Source organism: Pseudomonas piscis (assembly GCF_009380155.1).
Taxonomy (GTDB): Bacteria; Pseudomonadota; Gammaproteobacteria; order Pseudomonadales; family Pseudomonadaceae; genus Aquipseudomonas; species Aquipseudomonas piscis.
Window position 1 is genome coordinate 1,223,015 of the sequence record NZ_WHUV01000001.1, and the last position, 19,401, is coordinate 1,242,415.

The window sequence follows — 19,401 nt, forward strand, 5'->3', positions numbered from 1 at the left end:
ATAACACCATGCGTATCGAAGTCCTGGTGGATGTCAAAACCAATCTCGGCGAAGGTCCGGTCTGGGACCAGGAACAACAACGGCTGTACTGGGTCGACAGCGCCGATGGGCGAATCCTGCGCTGTACCGTCGATGGCTCCGAGCTCAGGGCCTGGGACGTGGCGCAGAAAATCGGCTCCATGGCTCTGCGCCGCTGTGGTGAGCAAGCGCTGGTCGCCCTGCAGGAAGGGCTGCATAACCTGGACCTGCGTAGCGGCGAACTGCAGTTGATCGTGGATCCGGAGCCCGGCCTGCCGCACAACCGGCTCAACGATGGCAAGGTCGACCGCCAGGGGCGTTTTGTCTTCGGCTCCATGGATACCCGCGAAGAAAGCCCCAGCGCCAAGCTCTATCGGTTGGACCCGGACCTCAGCCTGCATACCCTCGATAGCGAGATCATCGTTTCCAATGGCCCGTGTTGGAGCCCGGGAGGCGACATCCTGTATTTCGCCGACACCTGGTCAGGGGAAATCCGTGCCTACGACTACGACACCACCACGGGTGCGGTGCGTAACCGGCGGACCTTCGCCAAGGTCGATACCGCCGCCGGCGGTGCCGCCGATGGTTGCACCGTGGATGCCGAGGGCTACCTGTGGCAGGCCCTGGTCTATGCCGGCCAGCTGGTGCGCTACAGCCCGGACGGGCGGGTCGACCGGGTCATCGAGATGCCAGTGAAGAAGGTCACCAGCCTGACCTTCGGCGGACCGGACCTGGACATCCTGTTCGTCACCTCAATGGCCCGGCCGCCATTGCCACGCTTCCCAGCGGACGGCCAGCAGCGTGGGGCCTTGTTCGCCATCCATGGCCTGGGTGTGCGGGGTATCGCCGAGCGTCGGTTCGCCGGCTGAAGCAGTCCCCCAATCCCTTCTGCAATCCCGTGTCAGTGCGCGTCATCACGCGCCTGGAGAGGCCCATGGCTATCGTCAAGAAAGCTTCGCTGCGCCAGATTCATCGTCACTCCTGGGTGTCTTTGCTGGTCTGCTGGATGATCTGGATCCTCAATGCCTACGACCGTGAGATCGTCTTGCGGCTGGGGCCGACTATTTCCAAGCACTTCGAATTGTCCGCCGAGCAATGGGGGACGCTCGCGACCCTGATCATGCTGGCCCTGGCTTTGCTGGATATTCCCGGTTCGATCTGGAGCGACCGGCATGGTGGCGGCTGGAAGCGTGCGCGTTTCCAGGTCCCGCTGGTGCTGGGCTACACCGCCATTTCGTTCCTGTCCGGATTCAAGGCCCTGAGCGGCAATCTCGCCGCGTTCGTCGCCTTGCGCGTAGGCGTCAACCTGGGCGCCGGCTGGGGGGAGCCCGTAGGGGTGAGCAATACCGCCGAATGGTGGCCGGTGGAGCGCCGCGGGTTCGCCCTTGGGGCGCACCACACCGGTTACCCGATCGGCGCCATGCTCAGCGGCCTGGTGGCCAGTTTTGTCATCGGTACCTTTGGCGAGGACAACTGGCGCTATGTGTTCTTCTTCGCCTTCGTCGTGGCCGTACCACTGATGCTGTTCTGGGCACGCTACTCCACGCCCCAGCGCATCACCCAGCTGTACCTCGACATCGCCGCCAAGGGCATGACCCCACCGGACAGCACTCCCGTGACCCAGGCCAAGGGCCAGGCGTGGCGTACCTTCGTCGCGACCCTGGGCAATCGCAATATCGCCCTCACGGCCGGCAATACCCTGCTTACCCAGGTGGTGTACATGGGCGTGAACATCGTCCTGCCGGCCTACCTGTACAACATCACCGGCCTGTCCCTGGCCGAGTCCGCGGGCATGAGCGTGGTCTTCACCCTGACCGGGATTCTCGGGCAACTGATCTGGCCAGCGCTGTCCGACATCATCGGTCGGCGCTTGACCCTGATCATTTGCGGGCTATGGATGGCCGCCAGTGTCGCGGCTTTCTACTTCGCCAGCACCCTGGCGCTGGTCATCGTCATGCAGTTGCTGTTCGGCCTGGTGGCCAATGCAGTGTGGCCGATCTACTACGCCGTGGCCTGCGATTCGGCCGAGCCCTCGGCTACTTCCACCGCCAACGGCATCATCACCACCGCGATGTTCATCGGTGGAGGCATGGCACCGCTGCTGATGGGCAGCCTGATCGCCTCCGGCGGAGGCTGGACCAGCCTGCCGGGCTACAGCCTGTGTTTCTTCGTCATGGCCGGTTGTGCCCTGGGCGGCGTGCTGCTGCAGCTGTTCGCCCGGCATGCGCAACCGCCGCTGGCGCAACCCGAGTTCTAGAACAACACCGATGCGCTCCCCGGCCATTGCTGGCGGGGCGCCAAAGCCGCTCGATATGAGGCCCGTACCATGCATACCGCCGCACCCACCGCTCCCCGGGACCAGCAGCAGTTGACCCGCCTGATGTTTCGCAAACTCATGCCATTGCTGATCGCAGCCTATGTGCTGAGCTTTCTCGACCGCACCAATATCGCCCTGGCCAAGCACCAGCTGGATGTCGACCTGGGAATATCCGCCGCGGCCTATGGCCTGGGCGCTGGATTGTTCTTCCTGACCTACGCGCTGTCCGAAGTACCGAGCAACCTGATCATGCACCGGGTCGGCGCGCGCTTCTGGATTGCCCGGATCATGGCGACCTGGGGCCTGATCTCGGCCGCCATGGCCTTCGTCCAGGGCGAGACGTCCTTCTACGTGCTGCGCCTGTTGCTGGGCATCGCCGAGGCGGGGTTGTTTCCCGGCGTGATGCTGTACCTGACCTACTGGTTCGACCGCCAGCAGCGGGCCCGGGCCACTGGTTACTTCCTCCTGGGGGTATGCCTGGCCAATATCATCGGCGGCCCGTTGGGCGCGGCGTTGATGAAGATGGATGGCTTGCTGGGCTGGCATGGCTGGCAGTGGATGTTCCTGCTCGAAGGCTTGCCGGCGGTGTTCTTCGCCTGGGTGGTCTGGCGCCACCTGCCGGATCGTCCGGGCAAGGCTCGCTGGTTGAGTGCAGAAGAAGCCCAGTCCATCGAACAGCGACTGGCCAGGGAGGCCGACGAAGGAGCGGGGCAGGGCGGGCATTCGTTCAGGCAGTGCTTCACCCCGCAGATCCTGCTGGCGATCTTCGTGTACTTCTGCCACCAGATCACCATCTATACCGTGATCTTCTTCCTGCCCAGCATCATCGGCAAATACGGCAGCTTGAGCATCATGAGCGTCGGCTTGTTGAACTCCCTGCCCTGGATCGCCGCCGCCGTGGGAGCCGTCGCTTTGCCCCGGCTGGCCAACAGTGCCCGGCGCTCGCGACAATTGCTGGTCCTGGGACTGCTGGTGATGGCCTCGGGATTGCTGATCGCCGCGGTTTCCGGGCCGGTATTCAGCCTGGTGGGCTTCTGCGTCGCTGCGCTGATGTTCTTCGTGGTGCAGTCGATCATCTTTCTGTATCCCGCTTCCCGGCTCAAGGGCGCGGCCCTGGCAGGTGGCCTGGGTTTCGTGAACTGCTGCGGCTTGCTGGGCGGGTTTGTCGGGCCCTCGGTGATGGGCGCGATCGAAATGACCACGGGCGACGCCATGAACGGTCTCAAGGTCATCGCCCTGGTCTTGCTGGTAGCGGCGCTGGTGGCGTTGCGTTTGCGCCAGGGACAGGAGGAACGGAGCTATACGGACGCTGTGGCCGGCCGGCCGGTCAAGCAGCACTCGATGTGATGGCCGTGGCCGGCCGGCCCCGCAACGAGCAAGTCGGCCGGCCGCTGCGGATTATCTGTCCAGCAGCTTGAGGATGTCCTCATACAAGGCCTTGGGCAGGAATACCCCGGCGTCCTTGCTGCGCTTGCGGGCCTCATAGCGACGCTGGGATGGCAGGCGCGCGCCCTGCTGCACGATCCCATCGAACAAGGCTTGCGCACGCTGGGCGCCTTCTTCGGGCTTGCCGTTGGAGAACAGTTGCGGATCGAAGGCCAGGATCAGTTCGCCGTGCAGTGGCGTGGCGCCCACGCCGGCGTCGAAGGCCATGGATTCCATGCTCGTCATGTCGTTGATCAGGGCGCCTGCCAGGAGCTCGACCATGGCCGCCAGGGCCGAGCCCTTGTGCCCGCCGAAGGTGAGCATGGCACCCGACAGCGCGGCCAGCGCATCGGTGGTGGGCTGGCCGTCGCTGTCGATGGCACAGCCTTCGGGCAGCGGGCTGTTGGCCCGTCGGTGCAGCTCGATATCTCCCCGGGCGATGGCGCTGGTGGCGAAGTCGAAGACGAAGGGATCGCGACCTGGGCGTGGCCAGCCGAAGGCGATGGGGTTGGTGCCGAACACCGGTTTGCTGCCGCCAGCCGGAGCGACCCAGCTATGGCTTGGCGTGAGCGCCAGGGCGGCGAGTCCCTGGGCCGTCAGCGCCTCGATTTCCGGCCAGAGGGCCGAGAAGTGATAGCAGTTGTTGATCACCATGGCCGCCACGCCGATCTGGCGAGTCTTGCGCACCAGTACCGGCAGTGCCGTTTCGAATGACAACAGCGAGTACCCCCGGTGGGCGTCGACCGCGACGATACCGGCGGAGCGGTCGCTCAGGGTGGGCAGGGCCTGTGGGTCGACCTGGCCTTCGCGCATGGATTTCACGCAGACCAGCAACCGATACAGGCCATGGGAGTGGCACTCGTCGGCTTGTCCGCTGGTGACGGTGCGCGCGATGGCTTGAGCATGCGCCTCGGAAAAGCCGTTGCTTGTCAGTACATCGCTGGACAGTCGATAGGCTTGGTCGAGCGACAGATTAATCAAGTCAGACATGGAACTTATCCTTGGGTCCTGGGTGAACGATGGATAGGTCGAGGGCCGGCCCGGCGCAGTGCCGGGTCGGCTCTCTACAAGCTGCTGCGGGACGTCTTCAGCTCTGGCGCTGGCCATTGACCAGGCGTGACAACGCCATGGGGTTGGCGCCCTGGATGGCCAGTGGCAGCAATGCGTCCGGGAAGTTCTGGTAACAGACCGGCCGCAGGAAGCGCGCGATGGCTGCGGTTCCCACGGAGGTGGAACGCGAGTCGGAGGTGGCCGGGAAAGGCCCGCCGTGGACCATCGCGTCGCATACCTCGACACCGGTCGGCCAGCCGTTCACCAGGATCCGTCCAGCCTTGCGCTCCAGGGTCGGCAGCAGGTTGCGAACGGCCTGGGCGTCGGCCTCGTCCAGGTGCAGCGTCGCGGTCAGTTGCCCCTCCAGGTGCTCGGCGACCTGCAGTACTTGGGCTGCGTCTTCACATGTCACCACCAACGAGGCGGACCCGAAGATTTCCGCCTGCAGCGCTGGCTCCCGCAGGAAGTCCTGGGCACTGGCCACGAACAGGTGGGTCTGGCACTGGTTCGGTCCTGCGCCTTCCAGCCCGGCCCCGAGCACTCGTGCCCCGGCATTGCCGGCCAAGGCTTGCAGGCCGTTTGCATAGGCCCTGAAGATGCCCGGGGTCAGCATGGTCTGGGCGGGGCTGCGCTGGACTGCCTGGGTAGCCGTGGCGAGGAAGGCGTCCAGGGCATCGCCCTTGATGGCGATGACCAGCCCAGGGTTGGTGCAGAACTGGCCGGCTCCCTGGTTCAGCGAGGCGACGAACCCCTCTGCCAGTGCGGGGCCGCGGTTGTGCAGGGCATGCTCGAACAGGAAGACCGGGTTGATCGAACTCATCTCGGCATAGACCGGGATGGGTTCCGGGCGAGCCTGGGCCGCCTGGGTCAGGGCGACACCGCCACTGCGCGAGCCGGTGAAGCCCACGGCCTTGATTCGTGGATCGCTCACCAGGCCGATCCCAATCTCCGCTCCCGAGCCGTACAGCAGCGAAAACACCCCGGGGGCCAGGTCATGTGCGGCCACCGCTCTGCTGATGGCCTGGCCTACCAGTTCGCTGGTGCCAGGATGGGCGCTGTGTGCCTTGACGATCACCGGGCAGCCTGCCGCGAGGGCTGAAGCGGTATCGCCGCCGGCCACGGAGAAGGCGAGGGGAAAGTTGCTGGCGCCGAAGACGGCCACCGGACCGAGGGCGATGTGCCGCTGGCGCAGGTCGGGGCGTGGCAGCGGCTGGCGCTCCGGCAGGGCTTCATCGACACGTACGTCGAGCCATTCGCCGGCCCTTACGGTTCGCGCGAAGGTGCGCAATTGGAGGCAGGTGCGTCCGACTTCGCCCTGAATGCGGGGGCGGGGTAAACCCGACTCCGCCACGGCGCGGTCCACCAGGGCGTCGCCCAGTGCTTCGATCTGTCCGGCGATGCCTTCCAGGAAGGCCGCGCGTTGTTCCAGCGAGGTTTCGCGATAGCTGTCGAAGGCGGACCAGGCCAGGGCGCAGGCCTGGTCGACATGTTCGCGGGAGCCGCCGGGGTACCCAGGCTCCAGTGCCTGGTCGGTCGCCGGGTTGATGGCCTTGATCGCGTCGCGGTTGCCCGGCACGGCTTGCCCGCCGATGAGCATCTTTCCTGTCAGGTCCATATCAGGCCTCCTGAGATGACTAAGGTGTTTGCCTGCCGCCTGTTCGAAGACCCGGGGCAGGGGAGAAATGCGAGCGGCGCGCATGGGCGCGCCGCTCGAGGGGGGCGACCTGCGCCGTCAGGCCAGGTTGTTTTCCTTCAGCCAGTTGGCGTACCAGGTACGGAACAGCTGGTACTGGGCCTCGGCGTAGTTGCGCTGGGCATCGCTCAAGGCGTCGGTCTCGTTGAAGTGCAGGGTGTATTCCAGGTCGCCGTTGAGCACCATCAGGTGCTTGTAGTAGAGGACCAGGTCGCCGCCTTCATCGAACGACGACAGCACGTGCAGCGCCGACTCCAGCTCCAGCGCCAGGCGGCGGGCCTTGGCATCGCCTTTGGCGGCCTGTTTGCTCAGGGCCACCAGTTGCAGGACTTCACGAGGCAGGGCGTTGCCGATACCGGTGATCGAGCCGGTGGCGTTGCAGTTGACGAAGCCGTTCACCACGTCGGTGTCCACGCCCACCATCAAGGTCACGGCGTCATCCTTGGAGGTGATGAACTCCGCGGCATAACGGCTGGCTGCGGCACCCCCGAACTCCTTGAAGCCGATCAGGTTCGGATGCTCGCTGCGCAGTTCGAAGAACAGGTCCGCGCGGGTGGCGAAACCGTAGTGGGGGCTGTTGTAGATGACCGATGGCAGGTTCGGCGCCGCGGCCAGGATGGCCTTGAAGTGGGCCTTCTGCGCGACCAGCGAGGCACCGCGGGACAGTACGCGGGGAATGACCATCAGGCCATGGGCGCCGACCTTGGCCGCGTGGGCCGCGTGGGATACCGCTTCCTTGGAGTTGACGGCACCGGTGCCGACGATGGTCGGGATGCCGGCGGCCACCAGGCGGGCAACGCCTTCCTGGCGCTGGGCTTCGGTGAGCAGCGGCCAGTCGCCCATGGAGCCGCAATACACCACGGCGCTCATGCCCGCCTCGATCAGCTCGCGGCCCTTGCGTACCAGGGCGTCGAAGTCCGGTTTGCGATCTGGCGTGCACGGGGTCATCAGTGCGGGGATGGTGCCGGTGAAAATATTGCTCATGACGCTACCTCATGGTTGTTGGGTTTGTTGTAGCTACATCTATGGCTCGAACCGGGTCGCTCGGTTTCTGGTTCATTGCGCATAATCGAATATCGTATACGTTATATAATCGATGCTTGGCGAAGTAAAGCCTTGGGTGTCATTTGCGTGGGGTGGGGCAATACGGGCTCATCCATGAGCCTGGGGGATCAGCGTCCCGCGGTCCGGCTGGCGGAGTCCTGGTCAACTTCCCGCAACGACATGCCACGGGTTTCCCGGGCTGCGCCCACGGCGATGATCGAGATCACGGCCGAGGCCACCAGGTACCAGGCGATGGGAGTCGAGCTGTTGTATTCCTTGAGCAGGGTGATGGCGATCAGCGGCGCCAGGGAGCCAGCCAGGATCGGCGCCACCTGGTAGCACAGCGACAACGCGGTGTAGCGCACATGGGTCGGGAACAGCTCCGACATCAGGGCCGAGTAGGGCGCGTAGGTCATGGACTCGATGGCCAGGCCCAGGGTGATCGCCGCCATGATCAGCCAGTTGTTGCCGGTGTCCATCATCGGGAAACCGACGAAGCCCCAGACCCCGGTGAGCACCGCGCCCACCAGGTACACCGGCTTGCGCCCGATGATGTCGGACAGGTAGCCCATGAGCGGAATCATGAAGAAGTGCAGCAGGTGGGCGCCGAACATCAGCAGCAGGATCTGTGAGGTGTCCTTGTGCACCACCAGCTTCAGGTAGGTGATGGAGAACGTGACGACTATGTAGTACAGGATGTTCTCGGCGAACCGCGCGCCAATGCCGATCAGCACTTCACGCCAGTGCTTGGTCACGACCTCGACGACGCCCAGTTGTTCCTTCTCGACCTTCTGCTGGCGGGCCTGGGCCTCCTTGAAGATCGGTGCGTCATCGACCCGGGTACGGATCCAGTAGCCGATCAGCACCACCACCGCGGAGAACCAGAAGGCCACCCGCCAGCCCCAGTCGAGGAACTGCTCTTCGGAAAGATTGGAGGACAAGAGCAGCAGGATCACCGTGGCGATCAGGTTGCCGGCCGGCACTCCGGCCTGCGGCCAGCTGGCCCAGAAGCCGCGACGGTTATCCGGGCTGTGCTCGGACACCAGCAGCACCGCGCCACCCCATTCGCCACCGAAGGCGAAACCCTGGATCAGGCGCAGCAGCACCAGGAGGATGGGCGCGGCATAACCGATCCGTTCGAAGGTCGGCAGGCAGCCCATGAGGAAGGTGGTGATGCCCACCACCACCAGGCTGATCTGCAACAGGTGCTTGCGGCCGACCTTGTCACCGTAGTGACCGAACACCAGCCCGCCGATGGGCCTGGCCAGAAAGCCCACGGCATACAGGGCGAAGGCGGCGATGATGCCGTCCATCGCGCTACCGGTCTGGCGGAAGAACAACTGGCCGAAGACCAGGGCCGAGGCCGTTCCATATAGAAAGAACTCATACCACTCGGCCACGGCGCCAGCCATCGCCGCGGCCACCACCCGCTTGATCCCCGCAGGTGCCTTGGTCGCCGTTCGTTCCAGTTCGCGAGGTGTCGCAGAAGTCGTCGAGGTCATCGATGTCGCACTCCGATAGGTATTGTCAGGGGGAGTTTCGCTAGGGCTTCGAGCCTTGTGCCGGTCCGATGGAGGCCTTGGGTAGGAGGGCCGAAGTCCTATTTTTATACGGTATTTCGTATACGATATATTTCAAAGCAAGAAAGAGGCCAAGCCTTTGCATTGCCTTGGCCATGGCGCCAAGGCGCGGATCTGCTGGGGCGCACGCTCAAGAAGTGACGGTGGGGATGGGCGGGGAGGGGCAGGCAGGTGTTACGGCAAGTGGCACTGGCGGCAGCCGTGCCACGCAAAGGAGCATTCAGTGTGGCAGGTGTTCGTACAGGCTCTGGCACACCCCGTTGATATGGGTCTCGATTAACCGGGCGACGAGCTCGACATCCCGCGCGCGGCAGGCGGCGACGATATCCTTGTGCTCGTGGTCGGCCCGGTCCTTGCCCGCCGAGAGGCTCATCTGCATGCGCAGGTAGCGCTCGATCTTGTCGTGGATCGAACGAATGAGGTTGACCAGGAAGGGCCGCTGGGCCGGTTCATAGAGGCAGGCATGCAGCTCCCAGTTGAGCTCGGCCCAACGTCCGATATCGTCTTCGCCGACGAATTCGGCGCAGATGGCCTCGGCCCTGGCGAAGGTTTCCTCGGTCATGTTCGGCACGGCCAGGCGGATTGCCTTGACCTCCAGCAGCACCCGCACCTCGAACATCTGCGCCAGCTCGGGTTCGGAGATCCGGGTGACTAGGGCGCCACGATTGCGGTGGAAGTCCACCAGCCCTTCGGCTTCCAGGCGCTTGAGCGCTTCGCGAACCGGGATCTTGCTGACGTTGAACGCCTGGGCGATATCGTCCTGGCGAACGGGTTCGCCTTCGGCAAGCTGGCCGGAGATGATCGCTTCACGCAGGTGCTTGGCAATGATTTCCGAGGTCGAGGGCGTCACGCCCAGGTTCGGCGCTTTGTTGAAGGGAAGTGGCACGGAGGTTACCGAAAGCGGTTGAGGGTGCGGATATCTTATACGAAACCCCGGAGCCTGGAAAAACCGCACCATGCCAAGCCGCCACATCCGCCTGGACGCCAGCCCCCGGGCCTTTCTACACTGGGCGCCGACTGGGTTATGGAACATCGCCGATGAATCGCAATGAACTGCGCAAGGCCGACATCAACCTGATGGTGGTATTCGAGGCGCTGATGCTCGAACGCAACGTCACCCGGGTGGCGGAGAAGCTGTTTCTCGGCCAGCCCACCATCAGCTCCGCGCTCAATCGGCTGCGGGCGATGTTCAACGATCCGCTGTTCATTCGCGTCGGCCATCGAATGGAGCCCACTGCCCGTGCCGAGCAATTGATCCAGCACCTGTCGCCGGCCCTGGACGCCCTGTCCTCGGCCCTGAGCCTGACCCATGATTTCGATCCCGCCAGCAGCACCATGACCTTTCGCATCGGCCTGTCCGATGACGTCGAGTTCGGTCTGTTGCCGCCCTTGCTGCGGGCCTTGCGCCAGGAGGCGCCGCAGGTGGTGGTCGTGGTCCAGCACGTGGACTACTGGCGGATTCCCGACCTGCTGGCCTCCGGCGATATCACCGTCGGCATCAGCCAGACCCGCGGCCTGCCGGCCAATGCCAAGCGCAAGTTGCTGCGCCATATCAACCCCAGCGTGCTGCGCGCCGATGCCAGCGACACGCCGATGAGCCTCGACGAATACTGCTCGCGGCCCCATGTGCTGGTGTCCCACACCGCCAACGTCGCCGGCTTCGCCGATGAGTGGCTGGCGGAGATCGGCCGCACCCGCCAGGTGGTGCTTTCGGTGCCGCAGTACAGTTCGCTGCCGGCGCTGCTGGCCGGGACCAAGCTGATCGCCAGCCTGCCGGACTACGCCGCCCAGGCCATGGCGACCACCGGGCAGTTGTACTGCGAACCGTTTCCGTTCAAGACCCCGACCCTGGACCTGTCCATGGTCTGGCTCAGCCACGTCGACACCGACCCAGCCGAACGCTGGCTGCGTTCGCGCCTGGAAGCCTTCATGAGCGAGCGCACGCCACTACCGCTGGCTACCTGATCGGTGGTTCCCGCCGGGCCGCGCTGGCATTGTCGGCGGCACCTGCTTTGCTCAGTACAAACCCCGAGCAAATCCTCCACCGGCGGAGAGTGTCCATGATTCGATCCCGTTCCCTGCTGCGTGGTCGCGGCAGCCATGACAGCGGCAAGGTGGGCATGGTCGAGCTGTTTTTCGACCTGGTGTTCGTGTTCGCCGTGACCCAGTTGTCCCACGCGCTGCTGGTGCACCTGTCGCTGGCCGGCGTGCTGCAGGTGGCGTTGCTGATGGTGGCGGTGTGGTGGGTGTGGATCTTCACCTCGTGGATCACCAACTGGCTGGACCCGGAGACCCTGCCGATCCGCCTCGGGCTGTTCGTGTTGATGGTGGCCGGGTTGTTGCTGTCGTCCTCGATTCCCAAGGCTTTCGGTGACCGTGGCCTGCTGTTCGCCGCAGCCTATGTGTTCATGCAGGTGGGACGTACCGCCTACTCGCTGTGGGCGGTGCGTGGCGAGCCGCTGAACATGACCCGCAACTTCCAGCGCATCCTGCTGTGGTTGATGTTCTCCGGGGTGTTCTGGATCGCTGGCGGCCTGCTCCAGGGCCCGGGACGCCTGGCCTGCTGGACCCTGGCCCTGGGCATCGAGGTCTTGGCGCCATCGCTGTATTTCTGGGTACCGGGGCTTGGCCGCTCGACCCTGGAGGACTGGAATATCGAAGGCAACCACATGGCCGAGCGTTGCGCGCTGTTCGTGATCATCGCCCTGGGCGAATCGCTGCTGGTCACCGGCGCCACCTTCGCCGAACTGGCCACCACCGGCCAATGCTTGCTGGGGTTCATCGTCGCGGTGCTGGGTAGCATCGGCATGTGGTGGGTGTACTTCGACAGCGGCGCCGAACGCGCCCATCACCGCATCGCCCATTCCACCGACCCCGGGCGCCAGGCGCGGATCGCCTATACCTACATTCACTTGCTGATCGTCGCCGGGATCATCGTCAGCGCGGTGGCCGACGAACTGGTGCTCATCCATCCGGACCACGCTCGCCAGGCGGGAATACTGGTGATCATCGGCGGGCCCTGGTTGTTCCTGCTCGGTTGCGCCTTGTTCAAGTGGGTGATGAACGACCGGCCCTGGCCGCCGCTGTCGCACCTGGCGGGGTTGGCCGGTCTGACGCTGCTGTTGCCGGTGGCCTTGGGCCAGGTGTTTTCCGCCCTGGCGCTGGGCAGCCTGACCACCCTGGTGATGCTGTTGGTGGCGGCCTGGGAAACCCTGGCTCTGCGCGAGCGCGCAGCGGCAAGGCAATGACACCAATGGATGATTCAAGGCCCTCGGCGCTTGTGTAGTATTGAACGCCCTTTTTCCCTGAATGACCGGGAGCTTTGCCATGCCGCACCTGCATATGGAATACACCGCCAACCTGCCGCAACTGGATGCCGACAAGGCACTGCTGCGCTTGAACCATGCGCTGGTGGCGTCCGGGCAGTTCTCGGATGAGTTCGATATCAAGAGCCGGGCGGTGAAGGTCGAGGCGTTCCGGGTCGGCACCGGCCTTGGCGAGCGTGCCTTCGTCCACGTCAAGCTGGCGCTGCTCAGCGGCCGTTCGCCGGAAATCAAGAAGCAGTTGTCCGATAGCTTGCTGGTGGTGCTGCAAGACCTCGCGCCCTGGCCGGCAGAGCTGCAGGTCCAGCTGTGCGTGGAACTCCTGGATATCGACCGGGCCTCCTACACCAAGGCCGCCATCGGTCTCTGACCAAGGCTGCCAGCGCAGGCGCGTTGCCAGGTATTCAACAGGCGCCTGGCAGGCCGTTGAAAAACGTCGGCGAGGCAGTCAGAGCAAGGCAAGAACAGGCGAAAAAGCGCAGTTTACGAGTGGTCAATGAGCATTTTGACCGGGCTAGCGCACCAGCTTGTTTTAACGCAGCGATGGCAACGCAGGTAGTTTTTCAACGGCCTGCTAGAGCAGGCCCGGTTCGGCGCAGACCTTGACCACCTGCTCGCGCAGCCAGGCCTGGGCGCTGTCCTGGTCACTGGCCTGGCTCCATTGCATGTCCAGGGTGAACCCCGGCAGGCCGGCGGGCGCCTCGCAGTGGTTGAACACCGCCTCGTTGGCCAGCAGGGCCTGGATGCGCCGGGGCAGGGTGAGGATGAAGTCGGTGCCGGTGATCATCTTCAGCGCCGCGCTGTAGCTGTTGGAGCGGGCGGCGATCTGGCGTTTCCGGGCCTGACGGGCCAGCCAGCCATCCACCATGTTGCTGTCGGATGTCCAGGGCGTGGGGAACACATGACGTCGCTCGACGAACGACTGCAGGCTGAAACGTGCTTGCGTGGGCGGCGTCGCGCGTTTGTCGAAGACGCATACCAACTCGTCTTCCAGCAGCACCTGGGACTGGAGATCGGCGTGGCTGCGGTGGAAGTTGGGGCCGAAGCAGATCACCAGGTCGAGGCTGCCGTCGCGCAACTCGTCGACGGGAATGTCCGCTTCCAGCTTCTGCACGTTGACCGTCACCGGCAGGTCGGCGTAGTCGAAGCCCTTGAGCAGGCGCGGCAGGATCAACAGCTCGAAGTACTCGGGGGCGCAGAGGTTGAAGGTCACCGCCTGGTGGGTCGGATCGAAGGCCGGCACCCCGCTGTGGCACAGGTTGATGCTCTCCAGGATCCTCAGCACGTGGCTGTACATGCTGGTGGCCTTGTAGGTCGGACGCATGCCGGTGCGGGTGTGGATGAACAGTTCGTCCTGAAAGCCCGTGCGCAGTTTCTTCAGGCAGTAGCTGACGGTCGACTGGCTGACGCACAGGGTTTCCGAAACCCCGGTGACACTGCTTTGCTCATACACGGCAACGAAGACCATGAGGTCCTGCATGTCGAGTTTCCTGAGCACATTGCTGATGAGCATCCGTTCCATCCCGCTGGGCACCTGGCGCCGGTGGCGCACAAACCGGGTCGATGCTAGCGGAACGATCGTCCTAGTTAAATGCCCGGGGTGGGGAATCGCGGACAGCATCGGGACATAAATTTCCGATAATACGACTTGGTCATTCAGGCCCGCGAAACTGTCCCGTATTCAGGGGGGATTTGCCGCCATGGCTGGCTGCGGGCGACTGCTGCGCACCAGGCCGAACATGCCCAGCGCCACCAGCAGGGCGCCGATCATTTCCCCGAGGCGCGGTGCCTGGCCCAGCCATGACCAATGGAACAGGGTCAGGAACAGGGTGCTGAGATAGACATAGGAAATCACCGTGGAAGGGGCGATGACGCCGATGGCCCGGTGCAGCAGCCAGAAGGTCGCCAGGGTGGCGAACAGCGCCAGGTACAGCAGCCACGCCAGGTCGTGGCCGGTGAGCAATGCCGCGCTGCGCCAGCCGCCGCTGGCCAGGCAAGCGATGAACAGGAACAGCGAGCCGAACAGCATGTTCCAGAAGGTCATGGCCGCCGGGCTCCGGCCTTGCAGGGACCGGGCCTTGAAGCTCTGGCTCAGGGGCGGGTAGGCGGCCATGGCCAGACAACCCAGGGCGTAGACCCCCACGGCGTACCACGAGGGCCATTGGCCTGGCGCGCCCCCCTTGAGGATCAGCAGCAGCGCGCCAGCAGCGGCCGTCAGCATCGGCAGCAGCCTACGCTTGCGGCTGTCGCCGGGCAGCAGCCAGCCTTCGAACAACAGGGTCAGCAGCGGTACCAGGGTGTACAGAGTCCCGGTATTGACCGCCGAGGTGTAGCGCAGCGCCTCGAACAGCGAACCGAAGTACAGCGCCAGCAACAGGCCCAGCACACCGTGGGCCGCCAGCCCGGAGAGGTTCGGCACGCAGAAGCCCTTGAACCACAGCAGGGGTACGAACAGCAGCGCCGAGAACAGCAAGCGCAAGGCGGTCAGCAGTACCGGGTCGATGGCTTGGCCGACCTGGGCGGCGGCGAAGAACGAGGCGGCGATCAGCGCCGCCCAGAGCAGCATGCCGAGGTTGGCCTGGGTGAAGTTCACAGGGTTCATGCAGGCCTCCCGGGCCGGGGTACAAGGCGGCTCAACGAATGTGCCTGGCGTAGTGCCGGGGGTCGAAGCGCAGCACCATGAAGATCATCAGCAGCATCACTGCGGTCAGCGACCACCAGGCCCATTCGAAGCTGCCCAGCTGGTCGCGGATCAGGCCCGCCAGCAGTGGCGACAGCCCGGCGATCAGGTAGCCGATGCCTTGCACGAAGGCCGTCAGGCCGCCGGCGCGGCGCGGGTCGTGCAGATGGTCCAGGGACACGATCAGGCTCATGGGGAACAACCCGCCGATACCCAGGCCCAGCAGGCACGGCCAGAGCAGGCTCAGGTGCCGTGGGCTGAGGATCAGCCCGCAGAAGCCGGCGATGACCAGCAGCAACAGCGCCACCAGGACCAGGCGCCGATCCTGGCTGCGGTTGGCGATGGCTGGGGTGATGAGCCCGGAGATCACCTCCATGGCAGTGAGCAAGCCCAGCAGCAGGCCGGCGCTCTGTTCGCTCCAGCCGTTCTCCACGTAGTAGGGCGCGAGCCAGGCCAGCACGCAGGTGTAGGAGGCGGTGCCGAGACCGAAGAACACCGCCAGCAACCAGGCTCGGCGATTACCGGCGAACGACTCGCGGCCACCGCTGGCGCCCGGCAGGCTGGGCAGGGAGCGTCGCTGGGCATACCAGAACACCAGGGCCAGCAAGGCCAGGGCGGCCCAGATCGCCAGGGCCAGGCGCCAGCTGCCGCTCTGGTTCATCACCAGGGGGGCGAAGGAGGCGGCGATGGCCGCGCCGCCCATGATCGAGGTGACATACAGGCCCATGAACAGCGAGACATTGTCGGCGAAGCGCGACTTGATCAGCGCCGGCATCAGCGCCTGGATCAGGGCGATGCCGATACCGGCCAGCACGGCGCTGAGGATCAGCTGCGCCGCCGAATCCATGAACAATCGCGAGGCCGTGGCCAGGCCGATGATCAGCAACGACAAGACCACGGTGCGGTGTTCGCCCAGGCGCCGGGCGATGTCCATGCCGAAGAACATCGCCAGGCCCATGGCCATGACCGGCAGCATGGTCAGCAGCGAGGCCAGGCTGAAACTCAAGGGAATATCGCCACGAATGCCCGAGAGCAACGGGCCGACGGCGGCCATCGACGGCCGCAGGTTGAGTGCCACCAGGACCACGCTGACCATCAGCCAGAGTGCGGGGCGGGAGGTTGCACGAACGCTTTCCATAACCAGACCTTCAATAAGCAGTGGGCTGATTAGGCGGTGCCGTGCGTGCCGGGGGCAAATCAGAAAGTTTGCCGCACTATTTAAAAACTAAATAAGACTTAAGCGGAAAGCTCCAAGCCGCAAGCATGCGCTTGAGGCTTGAGGCTTGCCGCTGCTCTTAGAACGGCTTGGTCGGCAGGTACTTGCCATCCAGGGTGATCACCGCGCGGGAGCCGCCTTCGGGGTCCTCGACCTTCTTGATGTCCAGCTTGAAGTTGATGGCGCTGATGATGCCGTCGCCGAACTGCTCGTGGACCAGGGCCTTGAGGGTCGAGCCGTAGACCTGGAGCATTTCATAGAAGCGGTACACGGTCGGGTCGGTGGGGATGCCACCAGGGATGCTGCCGCGCGAGGGAATGCTCTGCAGCAGGCGGCTGGCGTCCTGATCCAGGCCCAGTTTGTCGCACACCAGGTCGGCTGCGGTGGCCGGCAGGGCGTGCTGGCCCAGCAGGGCGGCGGTGACGAAGGCCAGGCTCAGGCCGGTGCCGTCGGTGAGGTCCTGCCAGGACAGGTTCTTGCGCGCCTTGGCGTCGATGATGGTGTCGGCCAGGGCCAGGCGTGGGGCTTGGGCAAATTGGGATTGCAGCATGGGTGGATTCCTCTTGGGTGAGTGAAGGTTGCTGCTCAGGCAGCGGTCGAAGGGCGGCTGGCCAAGGCGCAGGTATGCGGGTGCTCGGCCAGGGAGACGAAGCGCCGGGTAGGGCCGTCGAGGGCGGCGATGGCGCCGCTCTCGATGTCGTAGACCCAGCCATGCAGGTTCAGCCGGCCCTGTTCCAGGGCCAGGGCCACCGAGGGGTGCGTCTTCAGGTTAGCCAACTGGGCGATGACGTTGTCCTGTACCAGGGCGTCCAGGTGTTCGGCGGGCGAGGCATGGCGCCGCGCGGCGTTGATCACCCGGGCCGATTCGGCGTGGCGCAGCCAGTTGGCCACGGCTGGCAGGTGATCCAGGCATTTGCAGGTGGAGAGGGCGGTCATGGCGCCACAATCGGAGTGGCCGCAGATGACGATATCGCTCACCCCCAGTACCGCCACCGCGTATTCCACCGTGGCTGATACGCCGCCGGGCTCGGGGCCGTAGCTGGGCACGATGTTGCCGGCGTTGCGGATCACGAACAGGTCGCCGGGCTCCTGCTGGGTCAGCAGTTCCGGTACCACCCGGCTGTCGGAGCACGTGACGAACAGCGTGCCGGGGCTCTGGGTGCTGGCCAGTTGCTTGAACAGTTCGCTGCGCTGGGGGAAGGCTTCGCGCTGGAACTTGAGGAAGCCGTCGATGATGTGCTGCATGGGGGTCTCCTTGCGTCGCTGATGGGGCAAGGATGGGAGTTTTCAGCTATAGCGTCCAAGACCGGTTTATTATGCTTTCCATAAGTCATGCCTATAGTTGGAGCCGTCATGCTCTTGCGTCATATCCGTTACCTGCTGGCCGTTGCCGAGCACAGCAACTTCACCCGCGCCGCTGAGGCGCTGCACGTGTCGCAGCCGACCTTGTCGCAACAGGTCAAGCAACTGGAGGAGTCCCTGGGGGCGCCCTTGTTCGATCGTTCCGGGCGCAGCGTGCGCCTGACCGACGCTGGCCAGGCCTATGTCGCCTATGCCCGGCGTGCCCTGCAGGACCTGGAAGCCGCCCGGCGGGCCATGCATGACGTACAGGACCTGAGCCGTGGCTCGTTGCGCCTGGCCCTGACCCCGACCTTCACCGCCTACCTGGCCGGGCCTTTGCTCAGCCGCTTCAACCAGTGCTATCCGGGCATCCGCCTGAGCATCGAGGAAATGACCCAGGATCGCCTGGAGGCGGCCCTGGCCGAAGATCGCCTGGACCTGGGCATTGCCTTTGCCGGCGAACACCTGGCGGAAATCGAGCCCCAGGATCTGTTCAGCGAGACCCTGAGCCTGGTGGTCGGCCCGCAGTACCAGGCCCGGGAGCAAGAGCCGCTGGATGCCGCAGCGCTGGGGCGTCAATCGCTGGCGTTGCTCAGTGGCGACTTCGCCACCCGCCGCCATATCGACCTGTATTGTCGCCAGCAGGGCATTGCGCCATGCATTGCCATCGAGGCCAATTCGGTCAGTGCGCTGGTGGAGATCGTGCGTCGCGGGCAGTTGGTGACGTTGTTGCCCAGTGCCATAGCCCGGGAACAACCAGGCTTGCGCGCGCTGGCCCTGGCCTCACCCCTGGCGCCGCGCAGCGTGGTGCTACTGGGGCGCCGGGGTGCCTATCGCAGTGCGGCTTGCCAGGCCTTCCGGCAGTTGCTGGAGCAGGATTACGGCGCCGCCAACCACTGATTGACCACCTGGTCGTAGGCGCCGGTGGCCTTGCTCAGGTGCAGCCACTGGTCGACGTAGCTCTTCCAGGCCACATCGTCCCGGGGCAGGAGGAAGGCCTTCTCGCTGTACTGCAGGGCATGCTCGGGGTTGACCGCACACAGCCCCGGCTTGCGCCGCTGCTGGAAGCGCGCCTCCGAGGCATCGGTGATCATCACGTCGGCCTGGTGGTTGAGCAACTGGTCGAAGATGTTCACGTTGTCGGCGAACAGGGTCAGGTTGGCGTTGGGCAGGCGCGTGCGGGCGAAGACCTCGTTGGTGCCTCCCGGGGGTTCGATCAGGCGCACCGAGGGCTGGTTGATCTGTTCCACCGTCTGGTAGCGCTTGAGATCCTGGCAGCGCACCAGGGGGATCTTGCCGTCGACGCCCAGGGGCTGGCTGAAGAAGGCCTTCTTCTGGCGCTCCAGGGACACCGAGACGCCGCCGACGGCGATGTCGCACTGCTGGCTCTGGAAGTCCGCCATCAGGCCCTTCCAGGTGGTGTTGACCCACTTCACCCGGACCCCGAGGCTCTGGGCCAGGGACTCGGCGAGGCTGATGTCGATGCCCTCGTAGTGCCCGTCGTCGCGCAGGTAGCTGTAGGGCTTGTAGTCGCCGGTGGTGCAGACCGTCAGGTGGCCGCTTTCCAGCACCTGGTCCAGGCGTGAGGTCGGCTCCTGGGCCAGGCAGAGGGCGGGGGCCGCGAGGCCCAACAGGGTACTGAGCAGAAGGCGCGGGAGCATCGAGTCGTTCCTTGAATGGCGGCAGGGCATAGTGCAGGAGCCATGTCGGGCCG

Annotated in this window: 18 protein-coding genes; 7 read left to right on the forward strand and 11 right to left on the reverse strand. The window is 64.9% G+C overall.

Annotation, left to right across the window (positions count from 1 at the left end; translation table 11 throughout):
• The first annotated feature begins 8 nt into the window (after nt 1-8).
• The 3 genes from GDH07_RS05810 (at nt 9) to GDH07_RS05820 (ending at nt 3,682) form a co-directional block, all read left to right on the forward strand.
• Nucleotides 9-887, forward strand: a complete 879-nt coding sequence (locus GDH07_RS05810) for an SMP-30/gluconolactonase/LRE family protein (protein ID WP_152896899.1) — start codon at nt 9-11, stop codon at nt 885-887.
• A gap of 65 nt (nt 888-952) precedes the next feature.
• Nucleotides 953-2,275, forward strand: a complete 1,323-nt coding sequence (locus tag GDH07_RS05815) for an MFS transporter (protein ID WP_152896900.1) — start codon at nt 953-955, stop codon at nt 2,273-2,275.
• A gap of 69 nt (nt 2,276-2,344) precedes the next feature.
• Nucleotides 2,345-3,682, forward strand: coding sequence for an MFS transporter (locus GDH07_RS05820; RefSeq protein ID WP_085596037.1), 1,338 nt, complete (start codon nt 2,345-2,347; stop codon nt 3,680-3,682).
• 51 nt (nt 3,683-3,733) lie between these two features.
• Here GDH07_RS05820 and GDH07_RS05825 read toward each other — a convergent pair whose 3' ends face one another.
• The 5 genes from GDH07_RS05825 to GDH07_RS05845 form a co-directional block, all read right to left on the reverse strand.
• On the reverse strand, nt 3,734-4,750 hold the full coding sequence (locus tag GDH07_RS05825; RefSeq protein ID WP_022642885.1) for an Ldh family oxidoreductase: 1,017 nt from the start codon (nt 4,748-4,750) through the stop codon (nt 3,734-3,736).
• Nucleotides 4,751-4,847: 97 nt separating this feature from the next.
• Entirely contained in the window at nt 4,848-6,425 is a 1,578-nt protein-coding gene (locus GDH07_RS05830; RefSeq protein WP_152896901.1) for an aldehyde dehydrogenase (NADP(+)), read from the reverse strand.
• A gap of 117 nt (nt 6,426-6,542) precedes the next feature.
• Complete coding sequence (locus GDH07_RS05835; RefSeq protein ID WP_022642888.1) at nt 6,543-7,487, reverse strand: dihydrodipicolinate synthase family protein; 945 nt, start codon at nt 7,485-7,487, stop codon at nt 6,543-6,545.
• Between the two features lie 188 nt (nt 7,488-7,675).
• Nucleotides 7,676-9,049: a fosfomycin efflux MFS transporter AbaF gene (gene abaF, locus GDH07_RS05840; protein WP_152896902.1), complete on the reverse strand. Its 1,374-nt coding sequence runs from the start codon at nt 9,047-9,049 to the stop codon at nt 7,676-7,678.
• 298 nt (nt 9,050-9,347) lie between these two features.
• The gene (locus GDH07_RS05845) at nt 9,348-10,013 is read right to left on the reverse strand and encodes a GntR family transcriptional regulator (RefSeq protein WP_022642890.1); all 666 of its coding nucleotides are present in this window, start codon (nt 10,011-10,013) and stop codon (nt 9,348-9,350) included.
• 152 nt (nt 10,014-10,165) lie between these two features.
• Here GDH07_RS05845 and GDH07_RS05850 point away from each other — a divergent pair, with 152 nt between their 5' ends.
• The 3 genes from GDH07_RS05850 (at nt 10,166) to GDH07_RS05860 (ending at nt 12,820) form a co-directional block, all read left to right on the forward strand.
• Nucleotides 10,166-11,092, forward strand: a complete 927-nt coding sequence (locus GDH07_RS05850) for a LysR substrate-binding domain-containing protein (protein ID WP_085596033.1) — start codon at nt 10,166-10,168, stop codon at nt 11,090-11,092.
• A gap of 95 nt (nt 11,093-11,187) precedes the next feature.
• Nucleotides 11,188-12,375, forward strand: coding sequence for a low temperature requirement protein A (locus tag GDH07_RS05855; protein ID WP_152896903.1), 1,188 nt, complete (start codon nt 11,188-11,190; stop codon nt 12,373-12,375).
• A 79-nt stretch (nt 12,376-12,454) separates the two neighbouring features.
• Nucleotides 12,455-12,820, forward strand: a complete 366-nt coding sequence (locus GDH07_RS05860; RefSeq protein WP_085596032.1) for a 5-carboxymethyl-2-hydroxymuconate Delta-isomerase — start codon at nt 12,455-12,457, stop codon at nt 12,818-12,820.
• A gap of 204 nt (nt 12,821-13,024) precedes the next feature.
• Here GDH07_RS05860 and GDH07_RS05865 read toward each other — a convergent pair whose 3' ends face one another.
• From GDH07_RS05865 to GDH07_RS05885, 5 genes are all read right to left on the reverse strand, one after another.
• Nucleotides 13,025-13,963, reverse strand: coding sequence for a LysR family transcriptional regulator (locus GDH07_RS05865; protein ID WP_031321117.1), 939 nt, complete (start codon nt 13,961-13,963; stop codon nt 13,025-13,027).
• 168 nt (nt 13,964-14,131) lie between these two features.
• Entirely contained in the window at nt 14,132-15,052 is a 921-nt protein-coding gene (locus GDH07_RS05870) for a DMT family transporter (protein ID WP_152896904.1), read from the reverse strand.
• Nucleotides 15,053-15,083: 31 nt separating this feature from the next.
• Nucleotides 15,084-16,268 carry a cyanate transporter gene (locus GDH07_RS05875; RefSeq protein WP_053135274.1) on the reverse strand — a complete coding sequence of 395 codons (1,185 nt, stop codon included), beginning with the start codon at nt 16,266-16,268 and terminating at the stop codon, nt 15,084-15,086.
• 157 nt (nt 16,269-16,425) lie between these two features.
• Nucleotides 16,426-16,896: a cyanase gene (cynS, locus tag GDH07_RS05880; protein WP_022642898.1), complete on the reverse strand. Its 471-nt coding sequence runs from the start codon at nt 16,894-16,896 to the stop codon at nt 16,426-16,428.
• A gap of 35 nt (nt 16,897-16,931) precedes the next feature.
• On the reverse strand, nt 16,932-17,591 hold the full coding sequence (locus GDH07_RS05885) for a carbonic anhydrase (protein ID WP_152896905.1): 660 nt from the start codon (nt 17,589-17,591) through the stop codon (nt 16,932-16,934).
• Nucleotides 17,592-17,699: 108 nt separating this feature from the next.
• Between GDH07_RS05885 and cynR the strand changes: the two genes are divergently transcribed.
• Nucleotides 17,700-18,587 carry a transcriptional regulator CynR gene (cynR, locus tag GDH07_RS05890; RefSeq protein ID WP_103327014.1) on the forward strand — a complete coding sequence of 296 codons (888 nt, stop codon included), beginning with the start codon at nt 17,700-17,702 and terminating at the stop codon, nt 18,585-18,587.
• Here cynR and GDH07_RS05895 read toward each other — a convergent pair.
• Nucleotides 18,566-19,348: a transporter substrate-binding domain-containing protein gene (locus GDH07_RS05895; RefSeq protein WP_152896906.1), complete on the reverse strand. Its 783-nt coding sequence runs from the start codon at nt 19,346-19,348 to the stop codon at nt 18,566-18,568. The genes cynR and GDH07_RS05895 overlap by 22 nt on opposite strands.
• Between the last annotated feature and the right edge of the window lie 53 nt (nt 19,349-19,401).